Origin of the sequence: Paraflavitalea devenefica (genome assembly GCF_011759375.1) — a bacterium.
Lineage (GTDB): Bacteria > Bacteroidota > Bacteroidia > Chitinophagales > Chitinophagaceae > Paraflavitalea > Paraflavitalea devenefica.
This window is the reverse complement of the sequence record NZ_JAARML010000004.1, coordinates 397,301-412,370: the sequence shown is the minus strand read 5'-3', so window position 1 is coordinate 412,370 and position 15,070 is coordinate 397,301. Positions and strand designations below refer to the sequence as shown.

Genomic DNA, 15,070 nt, shown 5'->3' with positions numbered 1-15,070 from the left:
AATTGAAAGCGTCCGGTTGCTCAATGTGAAGCGGCGTGCTTTTACGATAGCAATAGCTTTGCTGCACATTTAAACCCAACAATGAAAAAGTTATTACTGTATCTGTTGATCATTATAAATATCAGCACAACGCATGCGCAAAATGTAGGTATTGGCACCAATAATCCTACCCAGAAGCTGGACGTGAACGGTGCTATTAAGGTGGGCGCCGGTTCGGGCAATGTTGCTGCTGGCACCCTACAATGGAATGCTGATAAAAATGATTTTGAAGGGTATACGGGCACCAGGTGGGTGAGTCTTACCGGTGGCCGTGCCAACTGGGGGAATCAGCTTAGTTATGGAACGGAAAGCAGTGTTATTGGTCTTGAGCTATTTTCCTATATGGAAAATATGAACCGTCAATCCGGCCATTTATTGGGCTTCTCACTGGCTTTGTCCGGTGATTTGCTGGTGGCTGGTGCGCCTGCTGATGTACATCCGAATCTCGGCGTACATGAGGCAGGGTCAGTGCGTGTTTTTAAAAAAACGGCCGCAGGCTGGCAATACCTGTCCGACATCATATCTCCTTACCCGGGTAGCGAACGGCAGTTTGGCCGCAGCGTTAGTATGGATGGTAATTTTCTCCTGGCAGGAGAGCATGGCGCCAATGCACTGCAGGGGCGGGCTTATATATTTTCGGTAGACAATAATGGCGCCGCTGTTTTGCGGGCCAACCTTATAGCGCCTGATGCTGTGAATGACGACTATTTTGGTTATGCTGCTGCGCTGTCGGGCAATAATGCGGCTGTAGGCGCTCCCTATAAAAGTATTAATGGGAATCTGCAGCAGGGGAAAGTCTATTTTTACCGGCGGGATGTAGCTGCGAATATTTGGTTGCCGCTGCCTGCTGTAACATCGCCTGATGCTACTGTTTTGGAACGATTTGGGGAGAGCATCAGCATGTCTGGCAACCTGGTGGCCATTGCCGCTCCCACAGCTACGCTCAATGGTTATCAAGAGAACAGGGGAAAGGTTTTTATTTACCAGTTGAACGGCAATGCCTGGAATCTTACTGCTTCCTTTACTTCCCCGGAATATATTGGCCGGGAAATGTTTGGCAAATCGCTTTTTCTTAAAGGTGATACCCTGCTGGTAGGCGCCACGCAATATGTATACCAGCCGGATAATGGTAACGGACGGGTACACCTATATATCCGGAATGGCAATAACTGGGTATATCAAACTACCCTCACCGCTTCCGATGGTAAAAAAAGCGATGCTTTTGGCAGCAGTGTTTACCTGCACAATGGTTATATAGCAGTAGGCGCTGAGTCGGCCGGTGTTGCAGGCGTTAATGATGCGGGAAAGGTATATGTGTTTAAGAAGGCTGGTAATAACTGGCTGCAACAGGCTATCCTGACTTCATCCGATCCAATAGAAGGAACACATGGACCCGCGCTTGGCAAGGCATTGGTGATTGCCGGTAATACGATTATTGCAGGTGCTCCTTATACTATTTTCAATGATATACAGCATAACGGGCAGTTATACTTTTTTAATAAGTAAACCGGGGGCATAAGCTGACTGGTTGGAACGGAGGGGAAAGCAGCTATGTTTTTTATTGTAATGATGAGTGATTGTGGTAATTTTAGGTAGCACTGATTACAGTATTATTGCTGATCACTATTTCTCTTTTTCTTTATGCAGGTTGCTTCAACTATACTTTCTCTCTTTGTGGTCCGGGACACTTTCTGTCTGTCTCCGAAAGCCTTTCTGCTGACCGGACAGTCTTCTTTTACCATTTTTACTGACGCTTAATATACCCTCCAGGTACGCTCAGGGTACGCTTATGATACGCTTGAGGTACGCTCAATACCTGGGCTTACCTTGGGCTTACTATAGGCTTACCCTGGGATAGATATGGGAGGGATAGGGAGTGAATATGGCAACAAGGCATTGAGGCAGCGAGGTAACGAGCGAGGTGTGTAGAAGCGTCATAATGTGCAAAATGCGTCAAATACGTCAAATGCGTCATTTGGTGCATTTTGCGTCATGGTGATTTGGAAATTCAGTAGTGAATGCTGTAAGTTTGGGTAACGTGAGTACGCGAGCAGGTTTGTGTGTAGAAGTGATTTCATCATTACAAGAACACTGTAAAACAATTTTTATGGCAAAGCAATGTGGATCACATCGATTTACCGGCAAACTGGGAGCAACCATCGGGTATAAAAATAAGCATGGTGAAGACATTGAACGTGAGAACGGCTCCAAAACGGGCCGCAGTTTCAGGCGTGATCCACGGCGTAAGCGCACGATGGAATACGCGCGTATGTTTGCCAAAGCCTCCAAAGCAGTAACGCTTATTTACTATACCATACCGAAAGACCAGCGGCAACATGGCGTATACGGCAAGTTGTCGGGCATGGCATTCAGCATGATCAAAAACGGCCAAACGGTAGAGGAAGTGAAAGCTGCATTGACCAGGCAGTATGTGGAAGATAAGGTGCCGTTGGTGGAGGTGGAGCAGAAGATTGAAACAGGCACAAGTATGCCACGCACAGCACCGGGCGACATACTTGCGCCAGTACCTGATGTTGCGGTCGTTCGTGATACACCAGGATATGTGGTAACGACGATTGCGAGGCCGTATTTTTATTCGACAAATGCCTGATATAATGACAGCAGAAACAATACTTCAGTCTTATTGGGATATTTTCTTGTCTCACCTGTGTGAGTTTTACCCACTGGATAAAGCCTTTATTGCACAATATGAGTATGAGCTCGACTGGGGAGCTATCAGTAAGAATAAAGTGATTGATTGGGATATTGAGTTTCTTACTAAGTATGAGAACAGATTTGTTTGGCATGAACTTGCCTGGAATGATAAGATCTTATGGACAGAAGATAAAATAAACCGATTGAAACTCCTGCCTGCCAATAATCATGACACCCAGGTGATAAAAAATTTACCGGCGTCTGACTTTGAAGAAGTGTTAAATAAGTTCCGTTTTAATCACAATCAACAGGAAGTTTATAACAAAATATTCCTTCCGATAATTAACGAGCAAGGCGTAGAAAAGATCTTTAAAGACCTGTTTGATTATGGTCAGCAATATTATTTTTTAGAGCCCATTCAGCATGATATATATGGATTGACACCCGAGTTTAAAGTTCAGGGAGATGATCCATTCCAACTGTACCGGGAAGGAATAGGGATATTTGAGCTAAATGAAGCCCTGGTATTGATCAATGGTTCTTTACAGGAAGGTCCCGACCGGCTTTATGAAGTACCCCGATTCAGCTCTTTTTCTTATTACACCATTTTATTGGTAAGCGAGCATGTAAGATCAATACTTGATCAGTTTAGATTGCCGAAGCACTATTATCATGAGGTGCGGCTTAACCCCCAAAAGATTACCACATCCACCAAGTATTATATTCTTCAACTTGAAACGGATACCCTTTCCAAAGACCTGGATTATTCAAACAGGCAGTTTTATTATTCCTATAAAGACTTTGAAAACCGTGGACATGGGAAGGTAACAGAAGTTATAAAAGGCTATGATGATCTAATACGGGTAAAAGATGTTTTAGAGGAGAAATATTCTCCTGATGAAAATGGTGTAAGAATACAACCGGACAGCTATAGTATGATAACTGATTTTGATATGTATTCTTATTCTATTCACGGGAATATCATCGTCAATCAATATCTTAAAGATGCCTTGGAAAAGAACCTTCCTGGCCAGATGGCTTTTGGTTCGGCACAATGGCTTCGTATTAGAGTTGACCAGAGCAGGTATGCTAGTAAAGCAAGCCTGCAGATAAATATGAAGCTATCTTCAAGATTACATTACAAAGAGTCAGAAGATGATAAATTTTATTATGCAAAAGCAGTGCGGCTTGATCAGGAAGACCCGGAGCTTGATGCTGCTGTATTGGAGGACGACAAGTTCAAGGAGAAGGAAATAGAGTTAAGGGTTATTTTCCCTAAGCTATTTAAGAATAACTATTTGAACAAAAGCCTTCGTATAAAGGGGTATAAGCTACTGCCTGTCTCAAAGTTTTATATACAGCATGAATATGCCGACAGGCATCCTGAAACCTACAAATCGGTTGTTGTAGCTGAGAATGGTATCGGCGATTCTATTCATCTTATTTTAGAACGTGATAGTGATTTTGTTTTGCAAAACAGGTTGTTTGAGTTTTTCCATGAGACAGGAGAGTATGAAGAAATATAGTATTAATTGAATGATTCGGAATGATTAAGCGTATGAGACCTCTTAAAGGATTTGTTGGATTGGAAGGAGGGACACAAGCACGTTCATGCACTTGTCTGCGCTGGATGCTTTCCGCAGGGCGGGACAGGTCGCGCCAGGGCGGGGATCCTCTTGTAATAATTTAGCCGACAGCTAGGAGCGAAACGCTCTGCGCATAGGTAATGCCGGCCTCTTTTATCAGTGCAGTCTTACCGCTACCGCCGTCGCCGGACAGTATGATCACTTTTGATGGTGCGTTTGTAAGTACGGTCGCGAGCGAGCTACGATCAATTTTTATCTGCTTGCCCGCGAACTGAATATTGTTGTGAATAGGAAACAGGATCGTTTCTGCCATAAGTTATGGACAAATTTATTTTTTTATAGTCGTCCACAAATATATTTCATTAATACTTATGGACTAATATAAATTTACATATTCGTCCGTAGCTATACAGTATAGAATAACAACACTTATGTTACTCAATAATATGGATGTTAATCTTGAGGTCGAACAAAATAATATGAACTGGAAAGTAATTAAAACCGAGGCCCAGTATAAAAAAGCCCTTAAGCGTACTATGGAAATATTTCAGGCAGCAAAAGGTACACCTGAAGCTGATGAACTGGATTTATTGCTTGTACTGGTTAAAGATTACGAGGATAAACACATCCATTTTCCTGAATTAGACATATAAGTCATTCAATTGGTTCTATTTACTCACTCCGCAGATTCCTCACGGGATTATTCAATGCCCTCACAAAAGTTTGGATGGTCACCATAACGGTGATCAATGCCGCAATCACCAGCGCTACGGTGGCAAAAGGTATCCAGTTGATGTGGATACGGTACACAAAGTTGCTGAGCCAGTTTTCCAGTACCAGGTAGGCCAATGGCCAGGCAATCAGGTTGGCCAATAAGATCATCCAGGCAAACTCCTTCAGGAAAAGTGTGATGATCTGCCAGCCCGAAGCGCCCAGTACTTTACGGATGCCCACTTCCTTCATACGGCGGCTGATGTTCAGCGCCACAATACCAAATACACCCAGCAATACAATGACCAGCGACAGGAGGGTGGCCATTTGCGCCGCCTTCTTCAGTTGTATCTCTGAACGGTACATAAAGCCCAGCGTATCATCTATGAACTTATAATCAAATGGCGCTCCCGGCATTACGGCGGCCCATTTCTTTTCCAGCGCAGCAAGCGTTTCGGGCATATTGCCCGGTTTAACTTTGAAGGAGAGGTAGCGGTACATCAGGGTATTCTTCACATGCAGGAATGCCATTGGACCAATCGCTTCATGCTTGCTGGTGAAATGGAAATCTTTTACCACGCCGGCAATGGTATAGCGTTGTTGGGAGCCTTGGAACCGCATGTTTTGTCCCAGGGCGGCATGTGGATCGTTCCAGCCCAATGCGCGGGCCGCTTTCTCATTGATCACAAGGGCAGTAGTATCCCTTTCCAGGAACTTGCCGGCTGCTAGTTGCAATTTATAGGTGGTGGCATATTGATCATCTGTACTTAAGCCTGTGACATTAATACCCCGGCTGGAATCTTCTGCTGCTTTGTACAGCTTCATATTGTCATTGCCGCTCATACCGTCGGGTATCTCATAAGAGAAGCTGGCTGAAGACACAGCCGGCAGGGTGGCCATTTCATCGCGCACCATCTCCATGTGCTGCACGCCTTTCACAGTCCAGTCGCGCGGCACGGCTGCTGTGATCACCTGCTCCTTGTCGTAGCCCAGGCTGCTGTTGAAAGAAAAAGAGAGCTGCTTGTCAACCACAATAGCGCCTACAAATACTACAATGGCGGTGGTGAATTGTAAAGCCACCAGCGACCGGCGGAAAGCTACTTTCTCTTTCACCGTTTTCAGCTTCCCTTTCAGGGAGTCTACCGAAGGTTGCAAGGAAAGGATAAAAGCGGGGTACAATCCTGCCAGTGTACCGGTTACCAGTGCCATCAATACCGGGATGAGCATAAACTGAAGCGGCAATGCCGTCAGCGAAGGAAGCGGCCTGCCCAGCATTTTGCTGCAGAAGGGGATGGCCCACTGGTAAATGCCCAGGGCCAGTATTACACTGATCAGGGCCAGTACAATGGATTCTATGAGGAATTGCCCGATGAGCTGTTGTCTGCTGCCACCCATTACTTTGCGTACGCCGATCTCCTTCAATCTTGTGGTGGAATTGCCTACGGTAATATTGATGAAATTGATCACTGCCATCAGCAGGATAAACAAGGCTACAAAAGACAAGGTATACACCATTCTGCGGGCCAGGCCATTGTTCAATTGCAGGTAATATTCATTCAACGGCACCAATTGTACCTGCAGGTTAGCGGCTATTTCCGGCGATGCATTCAGCTTCAACAATTGCTGAATGGGCTTTTGCAGATCGGCAGGTTGTACGCCTGCCTGCAATTTTACATAGTTTACGATGTACACGTTGGGCCAGGCCTGGAAGCCATCATAGCGGCCAAAGAAGCGCAGGCTTTCGGTGGGCAGGAAGATCTCATTGGAGGTATTGGTGAAATTGGTGACCGTATTGTAAGGCAGGTCTTTCAATACGCCGGTAATGATAAAATCCTGTTTGGTGCCGGCGAAGGATTGGAAGGTGAGGGTTTCACCGATCACATCGGCACGGCCAAAGTACTTGCGTGCTTTGGCTGCCGTGAGCACCACGGCATTGGGATTGTTGAAGGCGGTGCGGGCATCGCCATACAACAGGGGAAAGCCGGTCATGGTGAGGAAGCTGGCATCACCTGGTTGCAGTCCTTCCCGGAAATACTTATTGCCTTTGGATACAATGGAACTGATGCCATCATGGTGATAATAATCAGCTACGAGGTCGGGAAAGTTTTCCCGCAGCGCCTTTGCCAGTGGGGCAGGCGTGGTAAGACTCATGCCCATATCTGCCTTCTGCCACTTGCTCTGCAGGATAAACACGCGGTCATTATCGGGAATGGAATTGTTTACGCGCAGCTCACCCCAGATATAGGCGCCGATCAGGAATACGAAGGCAATGCCTGCGGAGAGCCCGAGGATATTGATAATGGAGAATGTTTTGTGCCGTATGAGATTCCTCCATGCCAATAGGATGTAATTCTTTATCACAATTAGTATTTTAGTGTTAGCTATTTTTTCCTGATGAGCCAGCGGCTAGTGGTAAATGGCTAGTGGCTAGTGCCTGCATCGTCCCACTCGCTACTTGCCACTCACCACTCGCTTTCTTCCACTACTCACTTCTTAAGCTCTTCACGGGATTCGTAATCGCTGCGCGCAATCCATGCAGGCCAACAATAATCAGGGTGATCAGTACCACGATCATACCGGCGGATAAAAATGTCCAGGCGCTGATACGGATGCGGTAAGCAAAATCCTGCAACCACAGGTCCATCGTCCACCAGGCAACAGGTGTGGCTACTACAATGGCAATGAGCACCAGCAAGAAAAACTCTTTTGATAATAACGTTATAATGCTCCGGATGCTGGCCCCTAATACTTTCCGGATACCGATCTCCTTCATGCGCCGCTCCGTAGTAAAGGCCGCCAACCCCAGCAGGCCGAGGCAGGAAATAAAGATGGCAATGCCGGCAAAGAGCGTCATGAGCATAGATATTTTATTTTCCGCGCGGTATAATTTGTCAAATGACTCATCGAGGAAGGTATATTCAAAGGGCTCGCCGGGAACTGTTCTGTTCCATATTTTTTCTGTTTTGGCCAGAACAGTGGCCGCACTTTTAGGGGCTATTTTTATAAAATAACTGCTGCACCAGTCATCACCGGTATGATATACGAGGGGAGTGACTGCTTCATGCAGACTGCGGAAATGAAAGTCCTTCACCACACCTACGATCTGGCCCGAATCCCCGTTGAACCGGAAGAACTGACCAATGTAGGGCTGACGGATCTTTAATTGCTTAATAGCGGTTTCATTCAGGATGAAACTGTTCATAGCATCGGACTTATCATTGGGCCGGAACCAGCGTCCTGTTACTAACTGCAGGCCAAAGAGGGAAGGGAAGTTGGCATCGGCTGATAACCGTACCAGGGCCGGTTCAAAATCGGTTGGCCGGCCTGCCCAGTCTGCATTACCGGAAGAAGAACTTTGTATATCAATCACCGATTCATTCGCCACCGATACCTGTTCCACACCAGGGGTAGTCAGCAATTCCTGCTTCAGGGCGTTGTGAAAGCTATTCACTTTGCCTTCATCCCGCAGGTAGGGACCCATTACTTTATAGGGTACGGTAAAACTGAATACCTGCGAACGGTTAAAGTGGCTGTTCTGGTCCCGGATATAATTGAGCTGGCCATAGATGATCAGCGTGGCCGCTATTAACATTACAGAGACCGTAAACTGTGTTGTCACCAATATTTTACGGAGGGTGACATCTTTCAGCTTTAATATATTGTTGCCCTTGAACAGGCTGATGGGTTTAAAGGAGGATAATAACAGGGCAGGGTAGATGCCGGTGAGCAAAGTTACTGTTGCCAGTGTACCGGTGATCAACCCCCAAAAACGGCCGGAGGCAAATGGCAGGGAGAATTGCTGTTGGGTAAGCCGGTTGAAGAAGGGTAAGCATAGTTGTACAAAACATATCGTGAGCAGCAGGGCCAGCAGGCTGGTAAGTACCGATTCTATCATGAACTGGCCAAATAAGGAACCTCTTGCTGCGCCTACGATCTTGCGGATGCTCACTTCTTTGGAGCGCAGGCTGGCCCGGGCAGTGGTGAGGTTCACATAGTTGATACAGGCTACTATCAGCAAGAGGATGGCCAGGATGGCAAAGATGTATACTGATTGGCGGTTGCCTGCTGTAAAAGATGAAGACTGCACGGTATTATCAAAATGCAGTTGCTGCAGGGGCAACAGGGAAGTGGTTATCTTGTTGTCTTTCCTGTTTTTGTCCAGCAGGCTATTGAGCTTATTGGTTACCTGTGCAAGTGATGTTCCCGCACGCAGGCGAATGAAAGTAATATAGCTGAAATTGCCCCATTGCAGGTCCTGCTTCTTTTTGTTGGGGTTGCTTTGCAGGGCGTCCAGCGGGATGAGCATGTCATACTGAAAGCTGGAGTTGGTGGGAACGTCTTTCACCACGGCCTGTACCTGGTAGTTGAGGGTGTCAATACGCATCACCTGGCCCACAGGATCTTTTTTGCCGAAGTATTTTTTAGCTCCCGATTCTGTCAACAGCAGGCTAAAGGGCTGCTGGAAAAAAGTAGCGGGCGAGCCTTCTATAAAGTCATATTTGAACACATCGAACCAGCCCCTGGAAACATAAGCTGCTTTTTTTTCTTTCAATAGCCGCCCGTTCATGTTAATAATGGGCGTGTTATAGGAGGCGGGCGCCAGCAGTCCCATCGCTTCTATCTCCGGTATCTCTTCGGCGGCCTTTTGAGTGAGGGAATAAGGTGAATTCTCCCATACCCAGGTTTCTTCTTTGGTAATGGGTACGTGGTTGGTGATGCGGTATACCTGCTTACCCTGCGGGTGATAGTTGTCGTAGCTCAACTCATTTTGTACCCACAGCATGATCAGTACAGCGGCCGTCATACCAATGGACAAGCCTGCCAGGTGGATAACACTTTCTGTTTTATGCTTCCATAGTTTGCGCCAGGCGGATTTGAAATACTTATTTATCACAATTAGTGTTTTATTGTTAGCTATTCTTTCCTGATGAGCCAGTGGCTAGTGGTAAATGGCTAGTGGCCAGTGCCTGCATCGTCCCACTCGCTACTTGCCATTCACCACTCGCTTTCTTTCACTACTCACTTCTTAAGCTCTTCACGGGATTCTCCACTACTGCTCTTGCCGCCTGGAGCAAAATGGTAAGCAAGGCTATCAGCAGGGCTAGTATACCGGCTGTGGCAAAGATCCACCAGCCGATGGAAATGCGGTAAGCAAAATCCTGCAGCCATTGGTGCATGATGTACCAGCCCACCGGGATGGCCAGCACCAGCGCCACCATGATCAACTTCATAAAGTCTTTGGACAACAGCACCAGGATGCTTTGTGCCGAAGCTCCCAATACCTTACGGATGCCGATCTCTTTCGTACGTTGTATCACGTTATAGGCCGATAATCCCAACAGGCCAAAGCAGGCGATGAGGATGGCCAGGAAGGCGAAGATGCCGAATACTTTGCCAAAGAGAATGTCTGCTTTATACTGCTGGCTGAAGGTTTCATCGAGGAAAGTATAATTGAATGGGTCAGCGGGGAAATGTTTGTCCCAGGTATTTTTAATGGTGGCGATAGTGGCCGGCAGGTTACCCGTGGCTACCTTAATAGAATAAAAGTTCCTGTTGCCGGGCCTGAACCGGAAGATCATCGGTTCAATCGCTTTTTGCAATCCCTGGTGGTGATAATCGGCCAATACACCTACTACTGTATTGGTATCCCGGCCACTGTTGATCTTCTTGCCAATAGCAGCTTCAATATTGGGGAAGCCGAGTATTTTTATAGCTGTTTCATTCAACAATATGTTTTTTCTTTCCGTGCCGAAATCATCGGCAAAGTTCCTGCCTGCTACCAGCTTCATATCAAACAGGGGGATAAATTCAGCGTCGATGCCGAGGCTATATAAGGTATTGCCCGATTCTCCGCTTGCATCCACGCGTTTGTGGGTATTGGTCCAGTATATCTCCTGTCCCATGACATTGGTAGAGGCTGCCATTTTTTTTACACCGCTTTGTTGGGTGACCGCCGTTTTGAAAGACAGGAAGGTATTCTTGTAAGCAGTGTCTGCCGCCGCTTTGGAGCCTTCCAGCACCAGTGTTTGATCAATATTGGCGCCCAGTTTTTGATCGCGCATAAAGCTCACCTGCCGGTATACGATGATGGTGCCGGCAATGAGTACAACCGATGTGGTGAATTGTAGTACGATGAGTCCTTTGCGCAATAACAAGCCGCTGACAGAATTCTTAAACATGCCTTTGAGCACCTTAATGGGCTGGAAGCCGGAGAGCACAAAGGCAGGATACAGGCCCGATAAAAAAGTGCCTGCCACAAACAGGATGGTAAAGAGCTGCCAGTAATGAGGAGACAAGGATATATGGGTATCCGGATGACCGGTAAACCGGTCGAAAGGAATGATCAATGCATAGAATATACCGATCGACAGTACCAGGGACACAATATTCAGCAGCAGACTCTCGGTCAGGAATTGTTTGATCAGGTCAGTACGCAGGGCGCCCAATACTTTGCGTACGCCTACTTCTCTTGCCCGCTCTACGGAGCGTGCAGTGGCGAGATTGATGTAGTTGATCCAGGCAATGCCAATAATGAAAATGGCCACCAGGAATAAAAAGCCTACTGCCTGCCCGTTACCATTCACTTCAGCCTCCTGGTTAAAATTGGAATACAGGTGGATGTCCTTCAATGGCATCAGGTGTATTTCCGTTTTGTTATTGTTCTTACGGGCGCTTTCCCGGCTGTTCATATGCCGGTCACTGAAGGCGGGTACCTTGGCTGCAAATTGATCGATATCAGTGCCGGGTTTTAATTGGATATAAGCGTAAAAGTCATACCATCCCCAGGCGGTTTCGGCTGGATCACTGCTATCACCAGACATCAAAAGCGTCTTCTTAAAAGCATCATAAGAGACTAAATATTTAATGTCAAGGTGTGAATTGACCGGGTAGTCTTTGAACACCCCACTGATCTCATAGTTTTGCGTAAAGCCATCATAAAGTACTTTTAATTGTTTACCCAGGGCGTCCTGGCGCCCAAAGTATTTGGTGGCCATACTTGTAGAGATGATCATTTTATCAGGACCGGTAAGCGCTGTAGCAGGGCTTCCCTGCACCAGGGGTATGTTGAACATTTTCAATGTAGACTGGTCGGCAAAGTAGCCTTTCTTCTCACTGAATTTTGCCTGGGTAATTTCATTCGTAATAAGCAGGTCAGCATCAATGAGCCGGCAGAAATCCTGCACTTCCGGGAAGTCCTTCTTCATAGTGGGAGCAATAGCGGGGTATACGGTAGCCGATTTCCACCTTAGCTCACCCCCTCTATAGCTGTCTATTCGCAAGCGAACGATGTCATTGGCATCTTTATGAAAGTCGTCATAACTTCTTTCATACGATACGTAATGAAAGATGAGCAGGCAGCAGGTCATGCCAATGGTAAGGCCTGCGATGTTTAAGAAAGTATGTCCCCTGCGTTTGCGCAGGTTACGGAAGGCGATCTTGATGTAGTTTATTATCACGATTGGTGTTTTATTGTTAGTGATTTTGCCTGACGAGCCAGAGGCTAGTGGTAAATGGCTAGTGGCTAGTGCCTGCATCGTCCCACTCGCTATTTGCCACTCACCTTCTTCTGCTACTCACTTCTCAAACTCTTCACCGGATTAGCAATAGCTGCCCGGATGGTATGGAAGCTGATCGTAACCAGGGCTATTAACCCGGTGATGAGCCCGGTGCCAATAAAGATCCAGGCGCTGAGCGGAATACGATAGGCAAAATCCTGCAGCCAGTTGTACATGAACCATCCGGCAACAGGGGCGGCAATCACAAAGGCGATCAATACCAGCTTCAGGAAGTCTTTCGACAGCATCCCGGTAATATTGACCACCGAAGCGCCCAATACCTTGCGGATACCGATCTCCTTTATCCGCTGTTCTACCGCCAGGGTAGTAAGTGCAAACAGGCCGAGACAGGATACGAGGATAGCAATAATGGCGGCATAGGTAATAATCTGCTTCCAATGCTCCTCCGCTACATAACGCCGCTTGTTCCAGTCATCCAGAAACTGGTAATCGAAGGTGGCATAGGGCAGGATGGACCTGAATGTTTTTTCAATAGCGGCGGTAGCTGTTTTTGCCTGGCCCGGTGCGTATTTGATAAAGGTATTAAAGGTGCTGCCTCTTTTATCGAGCAGGTAAACAACAGGCTGTATCTTTTCTTTAAAGGAAGCAAGATGATAGTTCTTTACTACGCCTGCTACCGTATAGGTTATTTTATTGCCGGGGCGGCTTACTACCTGTCCCAGCGGGTCCTTGCTTTTATCCAGCAGCTCATCCGCAAAAGCCTGGTTAATGAGGCAGGTGGAAATGGTGTCAATAGTATTGTTGTAACTTAAATAGCGGCCTTTCACCAGGGGAATGCCGAGTATTTGCAAATACTGGTCATCTATGTTTTCATAATAAGTCCAGTCTGTTTCTTTATTGTTCACCGAGAACTTGGTCTTATTCTGGTCGCCGGCCTTGGCGCCAACCATGACGATAGCGGGATTGTTGGCCAGTTCATTCCTGAATACTTTGGCTTCGTTTTTCTTACCCCAGGGAAATTGAAGCCGTATGATATTGTCCGTATTGAAACCAAGGCCGGTATTCCGGGTCATATAAGCGAACTGCCGGTTGAACACGGTCATACTGATGATCAGTCCGAGTGCGATCACAAACTGCACTACGACCAGTGATTTGCCCAATACATTTTTGTTCGACAACCGGAAGCGGCCGTATAAGGTAGCTACCGGCTTAAAGCCCGATGCCACGAAGGCCGGCCAGGCGCCTGCGAGCAGGGATACCAGTACCCAGAGGCCTGCAAAAAACAGGAGTATGCGTGGCTGGAACAGGTAGGAGATATCAAAATGTTTGTACGCCAGTGCGCTGAAAGTGGGCAGGAACAATTGTACCAATACAAAGGCGGGTAAAAAGGACAATGCCGTAACGATGAATGATTCGCTCAGGAACTGCATCATCACCTGCGTGCGTGAACCGCCGGATACTTTGCGGATGCCGATCTCTTTATTACGCCGGATAGACCTCGCCAGGGCTATATTGATAAAGTTAATGCAGGCAATGATCAGCAGTAAAATGGCCAGTCCGGAAAGAATATAGGAGTAAGTGGCATCACTCCAGTGCTGTAATCCATTGGAAGCAAAGAACTGATCATCCAGGTGCATCGTATAAAAAGGTTGCAGGAAGAACCGGAGGCTGATATTACTGCCCATGCGCTGTTTCGTTTTCTCCCATTCACTGCCATTGTGCTGCAGGTAAACGGAAGTGAGCTTGGCTTCCGCTTTTGTGCGGTCGGCTTCCTTATGCAGCAGGAAAAAAGTATTCAGGTTCAGCGTGCCCCAGTTATTTAGTTGCGTTGTACGTTCGGCCGGGTCGGCAGAGAGTTCGTTTTCAAAAGGGATCATCATGTCGAACTGTATGGAAGCATTCTGCGGGGCTGCTTCCACGATACCGGTAACGATGAAGGACTTGAAACCCTCATCCAGGTCAATTTCCACCACCTTGCCGATGGGGTCTTCTTTGCCGAAGTATTTTTGGGCAGCAGGCGCTGTCAGTACTACAGCGTTTTGTCCCTGTAATAATTTGGCCCGGTTGCCTTTTAGTACGTTACAGGAAAAGATATTGAAGAAGGAGTTGTCTGCCATCAACACCTGCTCTTCCAGTCCTTCTGTTCCTTTCTTAACGGTCATATGCCAGCCTTTGACGCGGCAGAAAGATTCAATTTCAGGTATGGAGGCGGCAAAAGCAGGGCCTGCCGGTATAGCAGAGTTACCCTGGCGGAATTCTTTACCGGCTGTATCGGTAAACGTATGTACGAGTCTTACAATGCGGTTGCCATTGGCGTGGTTCCTGTCAAAGCTGTATTCGTCATTCACAAATAACAGGATGAGCATAACGCAGGCCAGGCCGATACTCAATCCGCCGATATTGATGGCTGATAATACCTTGTGCCGCCAGATATTGCGGAAAGCTGTTTTGAAGTAGTTCTTTAGCACGGTTGGTGTTTTATTGTTAGTTGTTCTTTCCTGACGAGTCAGGGGCTAGTGGTAAATGGCTAGTGGCTAGTGCCTGCATCGTCCCACTCGCACT

Annotated in this window: 9 protein-coding genes; 4 read left to right on the top strand and 5 right to left on the bottom strand. The window is 47.0% G+C overall.

Annotated elements, in window-relative coordinates:
- Nucleotides 1–81: 81 nt before the first annotated feature.
- From HB364_RS23250 to HB364_RS23240, 3 genes are all read left to right on the top strand, one after another.
- Nucleotides 82–1,545 (top strand): FG-GAP repeat protein, encoded by a 1,464-nt coding sequence (locus HB364_RS23250; RefSeq protein ID WP_167290731.1) that lies wholly within the window; start codon nt 82–84, stop codon nt 1,543–1,545.
- 601 nt (nt 1,546–2,146) lie between these two features.
- A complete protein-coding gene (locus tag HB364_RS23245) occupies nt 2,147–2,650 on the top strand; it encodes a hypothetical protein (protein ID WP_167290730.1) in 504 nt (167 codons plus the stop codon).
- A gap of 4 nt (nt 2,651–2,654) precedes the next feature.
- Entirely contained in the window at nt 2,655–4,220 is a 1,566-nt protein-coding gene (locus HB364_RS23240; RefSeq protein WP_167290729.1) for a hypothetical protein, read from the top strand.
- 160 nt (nt 4,221–4,380) lie between these two features.
- On the opposite strand, the gene HB364_RS23235 is transcribed toward HB364_RS23240, so the two are convergent.
- The gene (locus HB364_RS23235; protein ID WP_167290728.1) at nt 4,381–4,593 is read right to left on the bottom strand and encodes a tRNA (adenosine(37)-N6)-threonylcarbamoyltransferase complex ATPase subunit type 1 TsaE; all 213 of its coding nucleotides are present in this window, start codon (nt 4,591–4,593) and stop codon (nt 4,381–4,383) included.
- A gap of 118 nt (nt 4,594–4,711) precedes the next feature.
- On the opposite strand from HB364_RS23235, the gene HB364_RS23230 reads away from it, so the two are divergent.
- On the top strand, nt 4,712–4,933 hold the full coding sequence (locus tag HB364_RS23230; protein ID WP_167290727.1) for a hypothetical protein: 222 nt from the start codon (nt 4,712–4,714) through the stop codon (nt 4,931–4,933).
- Nucleotides 4,934–4,952: 19 nt separating this feature from the next.
- Here HB364_RS23230 and HB364_RS23225 read toward each other — a convergent pair whose 3' ends face one another.
- The 4 genes from HB364_RS23225 to HB364_RS23210 all read right to left on the bottom strand — a co-directional run bounded on the left by HB364_RS23225 (nt 4,953) and on the right by HB364_RS23210 (nt 14,976).
- Nucleotides 4,953–7,352 (bottom strand): ABC transporter permease, encoded by a 2,400-nt coding sequence (locus tag HB364_RS23225; protein ID WP_167290726.1) that lies wholly within the window; start codon nt 7,350–7,352, stop codon nt 4,953–4,955.
- A gap of 121 nt (nt 7,353–7,473) precedes the next feature.
- Nucleotides 7,474–9,885: an ABC transporter permease gene (locus tag HB364_RS23220; protein WP_167290725.1), complete on the bottom strand. Its 2,412-nt coding sequence runs from the start codon at nt 9,883–9,885 to the stop codon at nt 7,474–7,476.
- 121 nt (nt 9,886–10,006) lie between these two features.
- Entirely contained in the window at nt 10,007–12,448 is a 2,442-nt protein-coding gene (locus HB364_RS23215; protein ID WP_167290724.1) for an ABC transporter permease, read from the bottom strand.
- Nucleotides 12,449–12,561: 113 nt separating this feature from the next.
- On the bottom strand, nt 12,562–14,976 hold the full coding sequence (locus tag HB364_RS23210; protein ID WP_167290723.1) for an ABC transporter permease: 2,415 nt from the start codon (nt 14,974–14,976) through the stop codon (nt 12,562–12,564).
- Nucleotides 14,977–15,070: the final 94 nt, after the last annotated feature.

Coding starts and splice junctions, on each gene's coding strand:
- HB364_RS23250 (WP_167290731.1), top strand. CDS start 82: ATGAAAAAGTTATTACTGTATCTGTTGATCATTATAAATATCAGCACA.
- HB364_RS23245 (WP_167290730.1), top strand. CDS start 2,147: ATGGCAAAGCAATGTGGATCACATCGATTTACCGGCAAACTGGGAGCA.
- HB364_RS23240 (WP_167290729.1), top strand. CDS start 2,655: ATGACAGCAGAAACAATACTTCAGTCTTATTGGGATATTTTCTTGTCT.
- HB364_RS23235 (WP_167290728.1), bottom strand. CDS start 4,593: ATGGCAGAAACGATCCTGTTTCCTATTCACAACAATATTCAGTTCGCG.
- HB364_RS23230 (WP_167290727.1), top strand. CDS start 4,712: ATGTTACTCAATAATATGGATGTTAATCTTGAGGTCGAACAAAATAAT.